Here is a 16,208-nt window from a genome sequence, read left to right as displayed (position 1 = left end):
TCAATCTTCTAACCGCAGGCCTTACAGGCATCAACAGTAAAGGAAAATTACGGGCTTGTTACGGACCTGCGACTGGAGCAATCCGCCGGCCGCGTGCGTCCCCGCGCACGCCTGACCCCCTGTCCCCTCTCGATCCCCGCAGGACTCCCGGAAAGGAAATCCGCGCATGCGCAGAAAGCGGCTCATGGCCGTCTTCGCATCCGCATCCCTCGCCCTGGTCCCCTTCCTGACCGCCGCCCCGTCCGCCTCGGCCGCCGCGCAGACCGGCGGCTACATCGTCGTGCTCAAGGACGGCGCCGAACCGTCGTCGGTGGCGGCCGAGCAGACCAAGGCCCGCGGCGGCACGCTGCGGCACGTCTACCGCAGCGCCCTCAAGGGCTACTCCGCCCGGCTGACCGCCGCCGCGGCGGCCCGGCTGGCCAAAGACCCGCGGGTGCAGTCGGTCGAGCCCGACCGGGAGGTGTCCATCACCGCCCAGACCCTGCCCACCGGCATCAACCGCATCGACGCCGAGCTGAGCCCCACCGCCAAGATCAACGGCATCGACGAGCGGGTCGACGTGGACGTGGCGGTCATCGACACCGGCATCCAGCTCAACCACCCGGACCTGAACGTCTACACCGCCGGCGCCCGCAACTGCAGCACCGGCAGCAGCGCCAACGACGGCAACGGCCACGGCACCCACGTGGCCGGCACCATCGGCGCACTCGACAACAACATCGGCGTGGTCGGCGTCGCCCCCGGCGCCCGGCTGTGGCCGGTGCGGGTGCTCAACAACTCCGGCAACGGCACCTGGTCTCAGATCATCTGCGGCGTGGACTACGTGACCGCCCACGCCAACGAGATCGAGGTGGCGAACATGAGCCTGGGCGGCACCGGCACCGAGGGCACCAGCTGCAGCTCCAGCAGCCTGCGCCAGGCCATCTGCAACTCCGTCAACGCCGGCGTCACCTACGTGGTCGCGGCCGGCAACTCCTACGCCAACGCCAACGGCTTCGTCCCGGCCACCTACCCGGAGGTCATCACCGTCAGCGCGCTGGCCGACTTCAACGGCGCGCCGGGCGGCGGGGCCTCGCCCACCTGCCGCAGCGACCAGGACGACACCTTCGCCGACTTCTCCAACTACGGCTCCGACGTGGACCTGATCGCCCCCGGCGTGTGCATCTACTCCACCTACATCGGCAGCTCGTATGCGACCCTGTCGGGCACCTCCATGGCCTCCCCGCACGTCGCCGGAGCCGCCGCCCTCTACAAGGCCACCCACCCGAGCGCCTCCCCCGCCGCCGTGAAGGCCGCCCTGCAGTCGGCCGGCAACTACGGCTGGATCTGGCCGAGCCAGGACCCCGACGGCATCCAGGAGAAGCTCCTCAACGTCTCCACCTTCTGACCGTCGTGACCTGACCCCGTGACCGGTGGCCCGGGCCCCGGCGCCCGGGCCACCGCCGTCGTTCCCGCCGACACGCCGATCTCCAGCGACCGTGATGGACGCCGCGATCCGGCGGCCCCGCCGAAACACCCGCCTCCAGCGAAGGTTCACCGGGACGCCAGCGCCCGGCGGGCCAGGGCGTCCAGGACGTAGCCCAGCGCGCCGATCACCAAGATGACCGCCATGAGCTGGTCGTAGGCGAGCTGGTCACGGGCGTTGAGGATCTGGTAGCCCAGCCCGGAGTCCACCCCCAGCATCTCCGCCGGCACCAGCACCACCCAGGCGATGCCGAGGGCCAGGCGCAGCCCGGTCAGCACATGGGCGCGCGCCGACGGCAGCACGACGCTGCCGAGGATCTCCCCGCGCCGCGCCCCCAGCGAACGCGCCACCAGGATGTGCCCGGGATCGACCGCGCGCACCCCGGCCGCGGTGTTCAGCACGATCGGCCACACCGCCGCCGCGGCGACCAGGAAGAAGACCGGCTCGCTGCCGATGCCGAACAGCCCCACCGCCACCGGCGCCCACGACAGCGGCGAGATCATCCGCAGGAACTGCAGCACCGGCCGGGTGGCGCGTTCGGCGGTCTGCGACAGCCCGATGCCCAGCCCCAGCGGGACGCCGACCACCGCCGCGATCAGCAGCCCCATCACCAGCCGCCACAGGCTGGTGAGGGTGTCTTCCACCAGCACCCCGCGTTCGGCCAGGTCGCCGATGGCCGGGACGGCGCGCTGGGGAGCGAACGACGACAGCAGCCGGTCATCGGCGCCGATCACCGAGGTCAGCAGCCACCACAGCGCCACCGCCAGCGCCAGGCAGGCCAGCGGCGGCCACGGCGCACGCCACCGCCGGGAGGCCCCGCCGGATCCGGCGGGGGGACGGGACCGGGCGGGCGCGATCGGGCGCAGGGAGACGCTCATGCGGGATTCACCTCTTCGGTACGGGTCAGCGAGGCGGGCAGGTCGAACGTCTGCGGGCCGCCGAGCCGGTCGAGCGCCCGCCGCACGAAGCGGTCGTCGACCAGGTCGCGGTGGACGGCGGCGGGGTCGAGCCCGTCCAGGAAGGCGGTGTCGCCATCGACCCGGGTCTGGCGCATCGCGGCGATGAGCCGTTCGGTGTAGCTGGGGAACGGGAAGGGCTGGAAGTCGATGCGCTGCCCCTGCCAGCCGGGGTGGTGCAGCGCGCCCTGCCACCGGTAGTGGTCCTCCCGGTGGGTCAGCGCCTTGGTGATGGCCTTCACCGGCTGCGGCAGGTAGCGGCCCTGCGACAGCAGCCGCGCGGTCTCGGGCCGGTGCGTCCGGGCGTGGAGCTGGGCCCGGGTGAGGGCGTTGAGCAGCCCTTGCGCCTGCTGCGGCCGCTTCTCCAGGAGCTCTTCGTGGAGCAGCACCGCGCAGCAGGCGTGCCGGCGCCACACGTCGCCGACGAACCGCTGGATGCGTCCGACCCCTTTGACCTCGGCGGCGGCGTTGAACGGGTCGGCCACGATGTAGCCGCCGATCGTGCCCACCTGCAGGGCCGGCAGCATGTCGGCCGGGCTGAGCACCACCAGCTCCACCGTCCCGGCCGACCGGGACGGGGCGCGGCGCACCACCGGGCGCAGCCCCGCCTGGCGCAGCATGGCCTGCAGCACCACGTTGTGCATGGACCACCAGTGCGGGATGGCCACCTGGGTGCCGGCGAGCTGCTCGATGCGGCGGGTGGTGGGGGCCACGGTCAGCGCCGAGCCGTTGGTGTGGTTCCAGGCCACGATGCGCACGGCGGCGCCGAGCTGGTAGCGCAGCTGCACCGCCAGCGGCATCAGCAGGTGCACCATGTCCACCGTGCCGGAGGAGAACGCCTCCGCCAGCAACGCCCAGCTGCGGAACAGCACCGGCCGTTCCACGGCCACGCCTTCGCGGGCGAACAGCCCTTGGGCGTGGGCGACCAGCAGCGGGGTGGCGTCGGTGATGGGCAGGTAACCGATCCGCAGCGCGCCGCCGCGTTCCGGACGGCGGTTGCCCAGCGCCCGCCCGGTCAGGTCGGCCAGGCCCGCCAGGCCGCCCGCCGAGACCAGCGCGGCGCCGCCCAGGGCCGCGCCGCCGCGCAGCAGCCCGCGCCTGGTGGGGTCCATGCCGAACCATCCGGCCATCAGCGCGCCCCCTGCGGAACGTCGGTGCGGTAGCGGGCCAGCAGCTCGGCCCGGGTCGGCAGGGCCTGCAGCTCGGACCGGTCCTGGGGCGGGGTGCCCGTCCACTCGGCCGCCACCGTGCCCGAGCCGTCCAGCAGGGCGATGCGGTGGCCCAGGTAGAGGGCCTCGTCCACGTCATGGGTGACCAGCACCACGGTCAGCTCCAGCTGGGCGACCAGCTCGCGCAGCCAGTCCTGCAGGGCGTGGCGGGTGGCCGGGTCCAGGGCGCTGAACGGCTCGTCCAGCAGCAGCAGGCGCGGCCGCACCGCCACCGCGCGGGCGACGGCGGCCCGCTGCGCCTGCCCGCCGGACAACCGGGCGGGGCGGGCGTCGGCCAGCTCGGCCAGGCCGAACCGTTCCAGCAGGTCATCGACGTCGGAGCGGGCGAAGCGCCCGTGGTTGGCCCGGTAGCGTCCGCCGAGGGCGACGTTCTCCCGGACCGTCAGCCAGGGCATCAGCAGCGGCTGCTGGAAGACCACGCCGATGGCGGGACGGTCCTCGTTCTCGCTCGCGGGCCAGGCGACCTCGCCGGCGTCCAGGTGCTCCAGCCCGGCCAGGACGCGCAGCAGGGTGGACTTGCCGCTGCCGCTGGGGCCGACGACGACGAGGAACTCGCCGCGCCCGACCTCCAGGTCCAGGCCGTCCAGGACCGGGGTGTTGCCGTAGCTTTTGCGGGCCGCGCTCACGCGTACTTCGACAGTTCCCACCGCAGCTGTCCTTCCGTGGGGGATTGGGCGGGGAAGAACGCGGCCTCGCGCAGCCGCCGGTTCGTCGGGGTGCCGACCGCATAGCCCGCGCCGCCGTGCAGCGCGGCCTCCAGGCGGGCGGCCTCGCCGGCGAGCCGGGCGCCCTCCAGCCGCATCCGCAGCAGGTCGGCGACGGCGGCCGCGGCCGGGTCGGCGGCGTGGGCGCCCAGCCGCCGCCGCAGCTCCTCAAGCCGGGCGCGCAAGGTCGCCGCCTCGTCGGCGAAGACGGCGTTCAGGCCGGTCAGGCGGGATTGCGCGGCCTCCAGCGAGGCGCCGGCGAGCCCGGTGCACAGCGCCGTCTGCAGCACCAGGAAGGTGGGCCGGAAGGCGGCGACGAAGCCGGGCAGGTCCTCGCTGAGGACGTTGCCGCGCGGCACCCGCACCCCGGTCAGGGTCACCGAGGAGGAGGCGGTGGCGCCCAGCGCCAGCAGGCGGGGCGGCTGGTGGATCCGCACCCCTTCGTCGGTGGCCCGCAGGCAGACCACGGCGCGGTCCCGGCCGCCCAGGTGGACGGGCAGCACGATCACCGCCTCGGGGAAGAGGTTGGAGGCCCAGCGGATCGGGCCGTCCAGCACCAGCTCCCCGCCGTCGCGGCGGGCCCGCACCGGCACCTCCTCGACGCCGGAGACGTCGCGCAGCGCCGGTGCCATCGCGGTGCAGCCGATCAGCCGTCCGGCCCGCAGCTCGGGCAGCAGCGCACCGGCCTGCGAGTGCGGGGCCAGCTGCAGGTACTCGATCGTCATGCGGTGCGCCCACAGCGAGAACGCCGAGCTCAGGCAGCACGCGGCGATCTGCTCGACCAGGTGCGCCGCCTCCGGCAGCCGCCCGTCGCGGTTGCCGGGGGCGCCCAGCGCCAGCAGGTCGTGCTCGCCGAGTCGCCGCAGGGCGGAACGGGTATCGCACTCGCCGCGATCGACCCGGGGGGCGGCTGCGGCGATCTCTTCGCGCAGCGTCTCCAGGGCCGGGGCGACGGCCTGGCCGGTGCTCATCCCTCGTGCCCTCCGTCCAGGGCGTGCAGCCGGTCCACCGGGGCCTGGACGGCTTTGCGGGCGCGCCGTACGGCCTCCTCGTCGGGGGCGTCGTACAGGCACAGGCACTTGGCCATGTCCTCGCGGACGTAGGTGCGCAGGAAGCTGACCTCGGGGACCTCGGCGTACTTGGGGGCGTTGGCCTTCTTGCGGGCCAGGTAGCTCTCCATGTCCAGCTCGGCGGGCAGGTCCCATTCGACCAGGTAGCCGGCCTCGGGGCGGGCCGCTTTGACCTCCTCCAGGTCCGCCCCGACCAGGCGGACCTCGTCCGGGCCGGTGACCGCGTAAGACCGCGGCGGCCGGCCTTCGGCGACGGCGGCGGTGACCGCGGTGGCCACCGACTCGGCCGAGGCGGCCTCCACGACCGTGAAGATGCGCTCGAAGGTGCCGGTGACCTGGGATTCCACCACTTCGCCGCCGGCGGAGCGGACGGCTTCGGCCACGTCGGCGATCAGGCGTTCCACGGCGGGGCGGTCGGTCGGCTCGATGCGGATCTCAAGCAGGTACAGCGACATGACGTTCCAATCGGGGGGTGGGATGCGCCCGGGCACGGCGGGCCGGCCGTGCGGGACGGCGGACGGGCTTGGGGGAAGAGGCGGTGAATGTCTCGTGCGCGGGCGGTCAGCGCGCGATCGGGGCCGGACAGCAGGCGCCCTGCACCCGTTCCAGGTCGATGTGCAGGCGGCGCACCAGCAGGGGTTGCCTCATGCGGCAGACCATAACAGATAGACCCACCGTTCTGGTAGGGAAAGTTCCCGTATGGGCGCCCTGCGACAGGAGGACGTATATTTCCCGCCATGCCCTCGACTGCATCCGCCCGCCCACCCACCGACGACGCCGGAGCGCGCGGCAAGGGGGGCTCTTCCCCGGCGGCCCGGCTGCTGGAGACCGCCCGGCGGCTGTTCTTCAAAGAGGGCATCCGCGCGGTCGGCGTCGAGCGGATCATCGCCGAGGCGAACGTGGCCCGCGCCAGCCTCTACCAGACCTTCGGCTCCAAGGACGGCCTGGTGGTCGCCTGCCTGGACGACCAGGACGCCGCCGACTGCGCCGCCTGGCAGGCCGCCGCCAAGGACGCCCCCGGCCCCCGCGAACGCATCCTCGCCCTGTTCGACCTGGCCATCGCCGCCGCCCCCGGCCGCGACTACCGCGGCTGCGTGTACCTCAACGCCGTCACCGAATTCCCCGACCCCACCCACCCGGTGGCCAAGGCCGTCGCCCGCCACCGCGCCTGGCTGCGCCGCATGCTGCTGACCCAGCTGCGCGAGGCCGGCTCCCCCGACCCCGAGGGCGACGCCGACGTCCTGCAGGTGCTGTACGACGGCGCCCTGGCCGGCTCGAAGTTCAGCCGCTCGGACGCCCCGATCAAGGTCGCACGCCGCCAGGCGGAACTGCTTTTGGCCGGACACTGACCGGCGTCCCGGGACACCCGCAGGGCACAGACCGCCCGCGTTTCAAGGCCGTCCCCGGCATCTGATCCACCCAAGCACCAACCCCTCGGGGATCGTCCGCAGAACGACCAGGCCGACGCTCCGGCCTCTGGATGGAGCGCCTGACCGAAGGCTGCGTGGACAGCCCGGGAACAGGCGATGCCGCTCCAGGCTCGGCAAGCAGCCGGCACCGTGACGACCGGCAGATCACGGCCGGCCCCTGCCAAATCATCCAAGCCAACGAGGGCACGACTTGGTGAGACCGCCCTTGACCAGCGACGACTTCCAGCCCGCCGAGAGCACGTCCCCAGGCCATCAGAGCTCGTCCGCAGATCACCCAAGCAGGTCGGCGCCTTGGCCTTCGCAAGGGACCGCTGGGCGAGGGCGACATGGACGGCCCGAGAGCAAGCGATGCCGATCCAGGTTCGGGAAGCAGCCAACGCCACAACGACCAGCAGGCCCCAATCGAACTCGACCAGAGCACCCGAGCCAATGAGGAGACAAAGACACGACTCGGTGAACCACCTCTGCCCAGTGACCGCCGAGAGCCCAAGCGATCAAGGCTCATCCACAGAGCACCCAGAGCCAAGCAGATCGCCACTTTGAGCAACAAAAGGAAGCCGCTGGGCGAAAGTGGCATGGACGGTCCGGGAACAAGGAGTGCCGCTCCAGGACCAGGACGTGGCCAACGCCGCGACGGTCAGCAGGCCGCGGCCGGACTCGGCCAGGTCGCCCGGGTCGGTGAGGGGGCCGAGGCGCGGCTCGGTGGGGCCGCCCTGGTCGGTGACGGAGACGGTCACGCCGGCGAGGTTGCAGCGGACCTCGACACCGAAACGGCCGCCGGGACGGCCGGAACGGGTGTGCCGCAACGCGTTGACGGCCAGCTCGTCCAACACCAACAGCACATCCTCCACGGCCGGGAAGTCGGCCAGCAGGCAGGCGGCGAAAGCCCTGACGGCGCGCACCTGGGCGGCCTGGCCGGGAAAGACGCGCCGCCAATACATGGACGGGGCGGGTTCGACGGGAAGGGGGGCGGGGGTGGGCAGCGGCATCTGCTTCCTTTCCGGACGGCGGACGAGCAGGGAAGGGCGCTCAAAACGGTGTACGAGTAAAAGCGGCAGGCAGGGTCACTGATGACCGGCAGGCGGCCGGGGTCGCCTCGATGAAAAGACGCAGGGAGCCAATGCCCCGCCGATGCGGGGTGAGTTCTCCCTCCGCCCGCTCCGGCCACGTTTCGGTGAGACAGCACGAACCGGCCTCCGACGGCTGCTCAGGGACGTTCCGCCAAGACGGGTCCGCGGAGACGGGCGAGCCGTCATCGCCGGTCGCGTCCATGGTTCGGAACGGCTCCAGGGCCGGTGAACCTGGCCAGGAGGTCCCGGGCCTTGGCGACGCGGTCGCGGGCGATGCGCAGTTCACGGCCGGTGATGACGTCGGAGTCGAGCCAAGGACCGTAGACGTTGATGACGGCCTGCAGGTAGCGGACGAAGACGGCGCGTTCAGCGGCCTGGTCGGTGCGGCGCTCCGGGACGGGATCATGCGGGGCGGTCACCGCAAAAGCCCAGGTTCACCGGGGCCGAGCGGACCGGCGGCACGGAGGAGACGGACGCCGGCCCTCCCCACACAGAGACAGGACCGCAACGGGGCCGTTCCTACCGGAAAGCGACCGGAGACCGGCTGATCGGATGGGCGGCATCGTTCACCTCGCCGGATGCGGGTCATCGGAATGGACGCCCCTCATCGTCACCCCAGGTGGCCGCACCGGTACGGAGAATCAACCGACGTTCCGGCGGCAAGAGGCAATGGCACGCCCACACAAGGGACGCACGCGGAGCGTGCGTTCGCGAGCCGAACGCACGCCGTTCAGACGCTCACTTCCGGAACGCTATTCCAGCGTTAGCCGGATGGCACATTTCGGCCAACGAATCCACCGATTCCAGCGGAAACTCTCTGACGCCACGTGGTAACACAGAGTGGAAATGTCGGCGTCTCCCCCTTGACGCCCCCGCCAATTCCAACCCGAACCCGGGAGGTCACCCACGACCAGTCCCTTCGTTCGGCGCCGCCGACTGGGCGCCGAACTGCGCGCATTGCGCGAACAGCGCGGCCTGACCGCAGACGACATGGCCCGCGTGCTGTGCTACTCCCGAATGAAGATCTCCCGAATCGAGAACGGCCACAACCGTCCCAACCTCGTGGAGATCATGAAGATCCTGGATCACCTGGGGGTCACCGGCGAGAAGTACCAGCAACTCGTCCAGATAGCCCGCGAGGGAGCCGAACGAGGCTGGTGGGACGAGTACGGCGACGCCATGGGCCGCCGCCAGCGCATGTATGCCGACATCGAGTCAGACGCAAAGACCATCCGCGAGTACAACCAGTTCACCATCCCAGGGCTTCTTCAGACCCCGGACTTCATCCGGTGCATGATCGAACTGGCCAAGGCAGAAGGGAAGATCAACTTCCACCCCGAGCACATGCTAAACGCCCGGCTTCATCGCCAGTCTCACGTGCTGGGCCCGAAAGGACCACGCTATGAGGTCATCATCGATGAAGTAGTCATCCGGCGCCCTTCCGTGCCGCCCCAGGTCATGTCCGACCAGCTCCAGAGCCTGATCGAGAAGGCTCTCAAGCACCCTCGCGTTACAATCCACATCCTTCCAGTGCAAGTGGACTTTGCCCCTCGGCAGCTACCGAAGTCAGCCTTCTCCCTCTACACATTCCCAGACCCGGACGATCCACCCATCGCAGTCGATGACACGATGATCTCTGATGTCGTGCATATTGATCAGAGAGAGGTCATGAGATATACCCAGGGATACGAACACCTCCTACAGGTCAGCCTTTCAGGGGCCGCCACGATCAGCCTGCTGACCGAGGCGGCCGAAGATCTCAAGAAAAAGATCGGACTCTCCGCATGACCACGCAGTACTCTCCTTGGCGCAAGTCTCGTCACAGCGCAGCCGGCGAAAACTGCATCGAAGTCGCCCGCTCCGCCCACGGCACCATCGCCATCCGCGACAGCAAGAACACCCCTGGGCCCGTCCTGGAGTTCACCCCTCACCAGTGGGCGGCTTTCCTCCACACCCTTCGCTCAACCAGCACAAACTAGAACCACAACCTCTCCAGCACGAGCACTGACGTAATCCTGTAACAGCACAATCAGCGAAGCCCGTGCTGAAGTTTCCCGCTCCGCCCATGACACCGTCGCCATCCGTGACAGCAAGAACACCCCGATGGCCCATCTCACCCCCACAGCCGGAGCGCACTCCCGCAGCCCTTCCGCTCGACCGACTTCAGCCAATGACCCGATCAACGCAACACGAACGCTGGCGCAAGTCCAGCCGTAGCGAGGCCAACGGAGCCTGTGTCGAGGTCGCTCGCTCTCCCCACGGCACCATCGCCGTCCGCGACAGCAAGAACACCGACGACGGCCCCATCCTCTACCTCACTCCCCATGCGTGGAGCACGTTTCTGCGCGCCGTCCGTTCGTCCCGTCCAGTGAGCGCAGACGAACGCTGACGAACAGCCAGGACTCCCGTGTGAGCGTCCTGCGGAACCGGTGTCCTCGTTCAGCGACCGGATCAAGTGCCCGACCAAGATCGCGACACCGGTTCCGCCTCCTGGGGTGGGCCATGTCATATGCCCGTCCAGTCGGCGTACCCGCCTCCCTCATCGATACGTCATTCCCCCGCCCTCTCCTCGGCCGGAGGACTAGGCTCGGCGATCATGACCGAGTGCGAAAAGTGCGGGCTCATCGTCGGGCTCGGCTGTGCCTGCGACCTCGTCTCCTCCTCGTCCCGCCGTCCCTACGAAAAGAGCGGCGGCTGGTCGAGCTTCGCCCCCGGCACCATCTTGATCTCCCGCCAGAACGTGGCCCACATCCCCGGCGCCTGCGGCCACATGACCGAAGAACACGTCCACGGCCCCGACAACGGCTGGGGCTGGATCACCAACCCCGCCCCGGCCTGTGGCACCACATCGGCCCCACCCACCCCGCGCAGGCCACCGGAGGCGACACTTCCCGGGCGGCCAAGGCCCACTGCTTGTCCTGCGCCACAACCCTGGGAACCTGACACTCCCGGACCCGCCGTCATCCCGGCGAGCCTGCGGTCTTCAAGCCGGCATCGCCTCCCCCACGCCCGCGCTCAGAGGAGCGCACTCCCCACCCCACCGCCGGCGGCTTTCCCGCCGTGCACCGTGACTTCACCCGCCATGGACCCCAACCGCTTCTCCCTCCCGGAATACCGCAACCACCTGCTGGAACGACGCCTGATCAGACGACGCGACCAGGCAGGGTGCACCGATGCGGAGATCGAGCAGGTCATGCGGGCCCAGCGGCTCACCCGCCTCCCCGCCCTGTACCGCGACTTCCTGAAGGTCATGGGCAAGAGCCCTTACCCGCTGATGACCGGAACCGACTGGTCGCTGCACGACCTCCTGGAAATCAAAGACGCCGCTCAAGAGCTGCTGCGCGAAGATGGAGCCGACCCGGCCATCCTCGAAGACGCCCTGGTGATGGCCATGCACCAGGGATACATCGTGCTCTACATCCCCCAGGCCGAACTGGCCCCCGACGATCCGGAAGTCTGGCTCTACGAGGAGCAAGGACAACCGCGACGTCAGTGGCCGTCCTTCCGCCGGTTCCTGCTGTCCATAGCCGAAGCCCGAGAAAAGGAGATCGCCGTCTATAAGAACCTGGCCGCCACCGGCCGGTCCCGCAACAGGTCCACGGCCGCCCACACCTCGCCGAAGCCGCCCCGGCCCAGTCGACGCTCCAGCCGATAGCGGCCCGCGATCTCTTCCCCAGGCTCCACCCGGCCTCCCGTCCTCGCCGGCGCAAAAGCCATGATCGCCGATCAGCCGGCCCCCTGTCCCGGCAACCGGCATACAGGCCGGATCACACCTCACACCAGCCAGAACATCGGCACGGCCGACCGGCTCCGCACCGCGCCACCGGCCTTTCTTCCGGCCCCACCCGCCGTTTCAGCGGCACTCCTCATCGACCCTTTCCCCAAAGGCCGTCTCCGCAGCTCGAGACGGGGAGGCCACAAGCAGAGAAAACGTCGTGACCTGCAACGACACCGCCGGGAACGCCGCCTCCGGCCCTCGAGGCGGCATGTTGGAAAAAGCGTCCGGCCCACTCCCAGCCGCCCTGTCGATGCGCCGTTCCCTCACACTTCCCACCGACGGCCGACCGGCGATCATGATCGGACGCGAAAAGCGCAGGCCCGGGGCACGGTCACGCATGCAACCGCGTCCCGCCCGACCCGCGGCAAGAGCAGCGGACCACTTTGCAGCAAAGACGACCGGCAAAGCCTCGGCGCCCTATGCGGGGTCACGCATCAAGAAGCATTTTGTTGAACTTTGTGACAAGAATCACGCTGCGAGACGGTTCAGAATCAGGGCATGCGCGTTCGTAGAGGAATCGCCATCGCCGCAACGCTCATCGCCCTCGGTGCGCTAACGCCGAGCATGGCCTCCGCTGAGACCACGACCGCCGCGCAGCCCTCCCCCACCGCGACGGTCGATGTATCCGGCGAGCTCCCCTTCGGCTGGGACAAGTACGGCCCCTACTTCCTGTGGGGCACCCTCAAGTGCCGGATCCACCTCTTCAAGCCCTGGGAGTGGCGCCACATGTGGGGCACCGGCCCCTGCTGGTTCTGAGCCGTCTCTTCAAGCGCGCGAACCGGCGGCCGACCGGTGCGGGAACCGGTCGGCCGCCGGATCCTCGGGCGCGGGGACGCTCAGCCGGACAGCAGAACGGCGATCCCCATTCCGAGGTGGAGGGCGGCGAACAGAGCCGGGATCCACCGTTCGATCCGGGTGAGCGGTCTGTAGCGGCGGCTCGGCAGCGCCGTCACCCATTCGGCCGAGGAGTACGCCAGGGCGGGCAGCCGACGTTCCAGCTCGGCGACGACCGCCCATTTGGCGGAGCTGAGCACACGGTACGAACGCGCCTGTATGCCCCATATCAGGCACTGGCAGAGCGCCGCCGCCAGGACGCACACGATGACCGCCACCGGGATCCGGTGCGTCTCCACCGTGGTGGCGGCTCCGAGCAAGGTGAGCAGGGCAGTATTGCCGGAGAGGAAGAAGGCGTTGGCGGTGTTCCTCCGGGCGCTCACCCGATCCGCCGACTCCACGTACACCCGGTACTGCTCCATCACGGCCATGTGGTAGCGGTAGACGGCCTCGTCGGTGAACGCGTCGGCGGTCACGGCGGAGTTCCACAGGGCCGTATCGAGGTCTTCCCCGCGGGGACGGGACGCCGGGAGGGCGTCCCGTCCCACGGTGTCGTCATGTACGGCGGTCATGCCGTCCTCTCTTCGGAGATGTGCTCGCCGCCCGTGGCCCTCTCCGGCTCGGCGCCCTCCTCGGCGGCCGGTTCCGCCTCGGCGGGAACCTCCCGCAGCCGGATCTCGGCCCGCTCCGGGTCACGGGCGGACGGCGCCGCCGAGACCACCTCGACGTGCAGCCGGTCCCCCTTGTCGAGTTCTCCGGCGCTGAACCGTTCCCGCGTCCGGGGGGTCATCTGGAAGATGTGCAAAATGGCGGGCTGCCCCAGTTCGGTCCAGCCGTCCAGGGTCACCAAGACGAACCCCCGCTCCCTGAACGGCCTGGTGACCGTTCCCGTGCACCGCTCGCCCTGCCGCGGGAGGACCGGACCGGGGCGTGCTCCGGGCGTCCCGGAGACAGGCGCCTGCCCGGGCCGCCGGTCGGCCGTCGGCGCGTGATCGGCGAGCACCACGTCGATGCGCTGCCGCACCGGGTCGACCCGCAGCACCCGCACCAGCACCTCAGAACCCTGTTCGAGGCCGGCCGCCTCGGCCATGTGGGTGGGGATCCTGGACTTCCCGCCGTCCTGCAGGGCCACGAAGTAGCCGCCCCGGTTGATCTGGACGACCTCGGCCCGCACCAGAGTGCCGCGCCGGTACTTCGCCTCCAGGGCCGGCCAGGGGTTGGTCTTCCCGTGCCGCTGCGAGAAACGGGTCCCGTTCTCGTCGGTGACGAAGACGCCGTTGAGCCTGGCGCCGATCCGGAACCGCTTGGACATGTCGTCCGGAAGGGTCTCCAGGTAGTCCATGTCGGTACGCCGCATGACCCCGGTGCGCAGCTCGTTCTGGATGTCCCGGACGAAGATGTGGTCGGTCGCCGTCAGCACCACCTCGGCGATGGCCTCCACGTCGCGGACGCCGGTACGGGGGCGCAGGTCCATCTCGGGCATGCCCCGCTTGCGGGCGTCCTCGATCGCCAGCCGCAGCGCCTCCTGCAGCTCGGGCAGCCCGCCCATGTCACAGCGGTACTTGATGGCCCGCACCTGGCCCACGATGTTCGTGGGCAGTTCGGCGCCCTCGTGGTGGATGACGACCGCCCGCTTGTGCAGGCACATCGCCCAGCCCAGCTCCATGGCGACCGAGGTGGAGGGCAGGGACAGGTCGATGACCACCGTGCCGGCCCGGTCGACGCCGTTCCAGGCGGCCGACAACGGGCTCTCCATCGTTCCCGGGATGCAGTCCGCGCGCTCGGGGCGCAGCCCCATCAGCCGCACCGTCACGGCGAAGTACTGCTGGTAGAGCACATCGAAGTCCACCTCCGCGCCGTTGGGCAGCGTGCGCTTTCCGTACGGCATGGCGAAGAAGACGAGTTCATCGTCCACCGAGGGGCTCCGGGTCAACATTTCGGTGAGTTCCACTCCGCTTCTCCTCCCTTGGGGTGATCTTGTTGTCGCGGCCGACACCACTCCGGCTCGGGGAGCATGAAGGCGAGTCTGAATTCCATACTCAGAAAAAGGTGGGCGGAACAACAAGAAACACATTGCCGGGTGCGCTGCAAAGTTTTGCAGCCGGACGTACGAACTTTTCTCCCGCCGCTCACCGGAACGCTCGGCGATAATCATGGCCATGCATACCGAGGCAGCGGAGCCGTCGATGCGCGACCGGCTGTTCGGCAAGGACTCTTTGGCCCCCGGTCACCACCCCGAACTCCACACCCCCCAGCATGCGGTCATGATCATGCGCGCCCTGCACGGTTTCTACCGGCGCATGGCGCTGTGCAGGCTCATCGCCGTTCAACTGTGGGAGGGCGCGTTGATCACCGATGCGCTCCTCGGCCCTCCCGGACGGTTCCAGACCGGTGTGCATTCCGTTGTCGCGCTGACTCTCGCGACCGGGGCGCTGGCCACCGTGGGCGCGGTCGCGGCGTGGAGTCACCACCATGAAGGCGTGCAGGATTGGATGAGCGGCAGGCGCGTCCTGAACCGCATCTCCGACTATCTGCGGAGAACGGCCAGGGAAAGGCGGGTCAGTGCGGACATACCCGGCCTGATAGAGGGGGCGAGCGTGCTGGCCATGGCCGCCTGCACCGCCTGGACCGCTCCTCCCGCCCAGCAGGGAGCGTCGGTTCTCTGGTCGGCCGCGTTCACGTTCCTTCTGCTGTACTTCCCGTTCTCCCAGTACGTCATCGATCCGGCCTGGTATCAGCCCGGCCTTGCCCGGCGAGCCGGTTACGCATGGTTCCGCTTCGCCATTCCCCTCGTCCTCGCCGTGACCGGGATCGCGGTGTACCGGGCATGTGCGCCCGCGTCGGCCTCCGGACCCGACGGCGCGATCGTGATCGCCGGCCTGATGTTCCGTCTCTACGTGGACGTGAGCCTGGTCAACGCCCTGCTGGGCGCGCTACCGGACGCCCTGCGCGACCAGCGCGAGGAGCTCGCCGAGGCCGTATCGACCGTTGTGCACAGCAAGATCAAAAATGAGCTGCGGGTGCTCGGCCCGAATCTGGAACTGGAGTCCCGGCCCTCGTGGGTGCAGGCGAGCTGGCACAGCCTGGTGCATCAGGTCGAGTCCTTGCGTCGCCATCCGTTCCGGGAAGGCGACGGCACCGACATCGGCGAGATCATCGAAGATGTCAGATCCACCGCCTACGCTCATGCGGCCGACAGTGCGGCCATCGACCTGTCTGTCGAGAGCACGGGCGTGGACGTGATGCCGTTGCGCGCCACCGATCTCAACCTGCTGCAGATCGTCCTCAGCGACCTGTGCGCCAATAGCGTGCGCGAAGCCAATCGTCTCAGGCGATCTTCCTTCCGGATCTGGATCTTCATCCGGGCCGTCGAAGAGGAGCGACGCCGCAGACTGATAGTGACGGTCGAGGACGAAGGGGACGGATTTGACGGCGATTCGATCATGAATCGCCCGGAATCCAGCCTCGCCATACTGAACCACAGGCTGAAAAGGCTCGGCGGTGGGATCACGATCGACCGCACGCCCGCCGGCACCCGGGTGCAGGCCACCTGGCTCGCCCTGTGAGCGCCGACCGCACGCCATCACAAATCTGATGACAACACATCCGACATTTGTCAGAATATTTTGTTCATTATCCTGACGCTTCTGACACCGCATCGCCGATTGGAGG

17 protein-coding genes are annotated in these 16,208 nt (G+C 69.6%); 8 read left to right on the top strand and 9 right to left on the bottom strand.

The window, feature by feature from the left end; translation table 11 throughout:
• The first annotated feature begins 166 nt into the window (after positions 1-166).
• On the top strand, positions 167-1,387 hold the full coding sequence (locus TCUR_RS07150; RefSeq protein WP_012851819.1) for a S8 family peptidase: 1,221 nt from the start codon (positions 167-169) through the stop codon (positions 1,385-1,387).
• A 146-nt stretch (positions 1,388-1,533) separates the two neighbouring features.
• Here the strand turns inward: TCUR_RS07150 and TCUR_RS07145 are convergent, their stop codons facing one another.
• From TCUR_RS07145 to TCUR_RS07125, 5 genes are read right to left on the bottom strand one after another with little or no spacing between them, the layout of a single operon-like run.
• The gene (locus tag TCUR_RS07145) at positions 1,534-2,343 is read right to left on the bottom strand and encodes an ABC transporter permease (protein ID WP_012851818.1); all 810 of its coding nucleotides are present in this window, start codon (positions 2,341-2,343) and stop codon (positions 1,534-1,536) included.
• Entirely contained in the window at positions 2,340-3,551 is a 1,212-nt protein-coding gene (locus TCUR_RS07140) for an ABC transporter substrate-binding protein (protein WP_012851817.1), read from the bottom strand. Before TCUR_RS07140 ends, TCUR_RS07145 begins: the two co-directional genes overlap by 4 nt.
• A complete protein-coding gene (locus tag TCUR_RS07135; RefSeq protein WP_012851816.1) occupies positions 3,551-4,297 on the bottom strand; it encodes an ABC transporter ATP-binding protein in 747 nt (248 codons plus the stop codon). Before TCUR_RS07135 ends, TCUR_RS07140 begins: the two co-directional genes overlap by 1 nt.
• Positions 4,273-5,325 (bottom strand): acyl-CoA dehydrogenase family protein, encoded by a 1,053-nt coding sequence (locus TCUR_RS07130; RefSeq protein ID WP_012851815.1) that lies wholly within the window; start codon positions 5,323-5,325, stop codon positions 4,273-4,275. Before TCUR_RS07130 ends, TCUR_RS07135 begins: the two co-directional genes overlap by 25 nt.
• Positions 5,322-5,879, bottom strand: a complete 558-nt coding sequence (locus TCUR_RS07125) for a DUF4242 domain-containing protein (protein WP_012851814.1) — start codon at positions 5,877-5,879, stop codon at positions 5,322-5,324. Before TCUR_RS07125 ends, TCUR_RS07130 begins: the two co-directional genes overlap by 4 nt.
• Positions 5,880-6,161: 282 nt before the next feature.
• Between TCUR_RS07125 and TCUR_RS07120 the strand changes: the two genes are divergently transcribed.
• Positions 6,162-6,773, top strand: coding sequence for a TetR/AcrR family transcriptional regulator (locus tag TCUR_RS07120; RefSeq protein WP_012851812.1), 612 nt, complete (start codon positions 6,162-6,164; stop codon positions 6,771-6,773).
• A gap of 575 nt (positions 6,774-7,348) precedes the next feature.
• Here the strand turns inward: TCUR_RS07120 and TCUR_RS24755 are convergent.
• Both TCUR_RS24755 and TCUR_RS07110 read right to left on the bottom strand, forming a co-directional pair.
• The gene (locus TCUR_RS24755; protein WP_012851811.1) at positions 7,349-7,843 is read right to left on the bottom strand and encodes an ATP-binding protein; all 495 of its coding nucleotides are present in this window, start codon (positions 7,841-7,843) and stop codon (positions 7,349-7,351) included.
• Between the two features lie 263 nt (positions 7,844-8,106).
• On the bottom strand, positions 8,107-8,343 hold the full coding sequence (locus tag TCUR_RS07110) for a hypothetical protein (protein WP_012851810.1): 237 nt from the start codon (positions 8,341-8,343) through the stop codon (positions 8,107-8,109).
• A 517-nt stretch (positions 8,344-8,860) separates the two neighbouring features.
• Between TCUR_RS07110 and TCUR_RS07105 the strand changes: the two genes are divergently transcribed.
• From TCUR_RS07105 to TCUR_RS07090, 5 genes are all read left to right on the top strand, one after another.
• Positions 8,861-9,712, top strand: coding sequence for a helix-turn-helix domain-containing protein (locus TCUR_RS07105; protein ID WP_041439385.1), 852 nt, complete (start codon positions 8,861-8,863; stop codon positions 9,710-9,712).
• Positions 9,709-9,903: a DUF397 domain-containing protein gene (locus TCUR_RS25495; RefSeq protein WP_012851808.1), complete on the top strand. Its 195-nt coding sequence runs from the start codon at positions 9,709-9,711 to the stop codon at positions 9,901-9,903. Before TCUR_RS07105 ends, TCUR_RS25495 begins: the two co-directional genes overlap by 4 nt.
• Positions 9,904-10,094: 191 nt before the next feature.
• Positions 10,095-10,313 carry a DUF397 domain-containing protein gene (locus TCUR_RS25490; RefSeq protein ID WP_012851807.1) on the top strand — a complete coding sequence of 73 codons (219 nt, stop codon included), beginning with the start codon at positions 10,095-10,097 and terminating at the stop codon, positions 10,311-10,313.
• Positions 10,314-11,006: 693 nt separating this feature from the next.
• A complete protein-coding gene (locus TCUR_RS07095) occupies positions 11,007-11,579 on the top strand; it encodes an SMI1/KNR4 family protein (RefSeq protein ID WP_012851806.1) in 573 nt (190 codons plus the stop codon).
• A 621-nt stretch (positions 11,580-12,200) separates the two neighbouring features.
• Positions 12,201-12,458, top strand: coding sequence for a hypothetical protein (locus tag TCUR_RS07090; protein WP_041439383.1), 258 nt, complete (start codon positions 12,201-12,203; stop codon positions 12,456-12,458).
• An 80-nt stretch (positions 12,459-12,538) separates the two neighbouring features.
• Here the strand turns inward: TCUR_RS07090 and TCUR_RS07085 are convergent, their stop codons facing one another.
• Both TCUR_RS07085 and TCUR_RS07080 read right to left on the bottom strand, forming a co-directional pair.
• Complete coding sequence (locus TCUR_RS07085; protein WP_012851804.1) at positions 12,539-13,108, bottom strand: RipA family octameric membrane protein; 570 nt, start codon at positions 13,106-13,108, stop codon at positions 12,539-12,541.
• On the bottom strand, positions 13,105-14,451 hold the full coding sequence (locus tag TCUR_RS07080) for a S1 domain-containing protein (RefSeq protein ID WP_148232950.1): 1,347 nt from the start codon (positions 14,449-14,451) through the stop codon (positions 13,105-13,107). The genes TCUR_RS07085 and TCUR_RS07080 overlap by 4 nt, the downstream gene beginning before the upstream one ends.
• A gap of 271 nt (positions 14,452-14,722) precedes the next feature.
• Here TCUR_RS07080 and TCUR_RS07075 point away from each other — a divergent pair, with 271 nt between their 5' ends.
• Positions 14,723-16,102, top strand: a complete 1,380-nt coding sequence (locus TCUR_RS07075) for an ATP-binding protein (RefSeq protein ID WP_012851802.1) — start codon at positions 14,723-14,725, stop codon at positions 16,100-16,102.
• Positions 16,103-16,208: the final 106 nt, after the last annotated feature.

The sequence above is a fragment of the Thermomonospora curvata DSM 43183 genome (assembly GCF_000024385.1).
Classification (GTDB): domain Bacteria; phylum Actinomycetota; class Actinomycetes; order Streptosporangiales; family Streptosporangiaceae; genus Thermomonospora; species Thermomonospora curvata.
Note: the sequence above shows the minus strand (reverse complement) of the source record. Positions and strands in the feature narration are given on the sequence as shown.

Coding starts and splice junctions, on each gene's coding strand:
- TCUR_RS25490 (WP_012851807.1), top strand. CDS start 10,095: ATGACCCGATCAACGCAACACGAACGCTGGCGCAAGTCCAGCCGTAGC.
- TCUR_RS07150 (WP_012851819.1), top strand. CDS start 167: ATGCGCAGAAAGCGGCTCATGGCCGTCTTCGCATCCGCATCCCTCGCC.
- TCUR_RS07075 (WP_012851802.1), top strand. CDS start 14,723: ATGCGCGACCGGCTGTTCGGCAAGGACTCTTTGGCCCCCGGTCACCAC.
- TCUR_RS07095 (WP_012851806.1), top strand. CDS start 11,007: ATGGACCCCAACCGCTTCTCCCTCCCGGAATACCGCAACCACCTGCTG.
- TCUR_RS07130 (WP_012851815.1), bottom strand. CDS start 5,325: ATGAGCACCGGCCAGGCCGTCGCCCCGGCCCTGGAGACGCTGCGCGAA.
- TCUR_RS07090 (WP_041439383.1), top strand. CDS start 12,201: ATGCGCGTTCGTAGAGGAATCGCCATCGCCGCAACGCTCATCGCCCTC.
- TCUR_RS07140 (WP_012851817.1), bottom strand. CDS start 3,551: ATGGCCGGATGGTTCGGCATGGACCCCACCAGGCGCGGGCTGCTGCGC.
- TCUR_RS24755 (WP_012851811.1), bottom strand. CDS start 7,843: ATGCCGCTGCCCACCCCCGCCCCCCTTCCCGTCGAACCCGCCCCGTCC.
- TCUR_RS07085 (WP_012851804.1), bottom strand. CDS start 13,108: ATGACCGCCGTACATGACGACACCGTGGGACGGGACGCCCTCCCGGCG.
- TCUR_RS25495 (WP_012851808.1), top strand. CDS start 9,709: ATGACCACGCAGTACTCTCCTTGGCGCAAGTCTCGTCACAGCGCAGCC.
- TCUR_RS07120 (WP_012851812.1), top strand. CDS start 6,162: ATGCCCTCGACTGCATCCGCCCGCCCACCCACCGACGACGCCGGAGCG.
- TCUR_RS07125 (WP_012851814.1), bottom strand. CDS start 5,879: ATGTCGCTGTACCTGCTTGAGATCCGCATCGAGCCGACCGACCGCCCC.
- TCUR_RS07145 (WP_012851818.1), bottom strand. CDS start 2,343: ATGAGCGTCTCCCTGCGCCCGATCGCGCCCGCCCGGTCCCGTCCCCCC.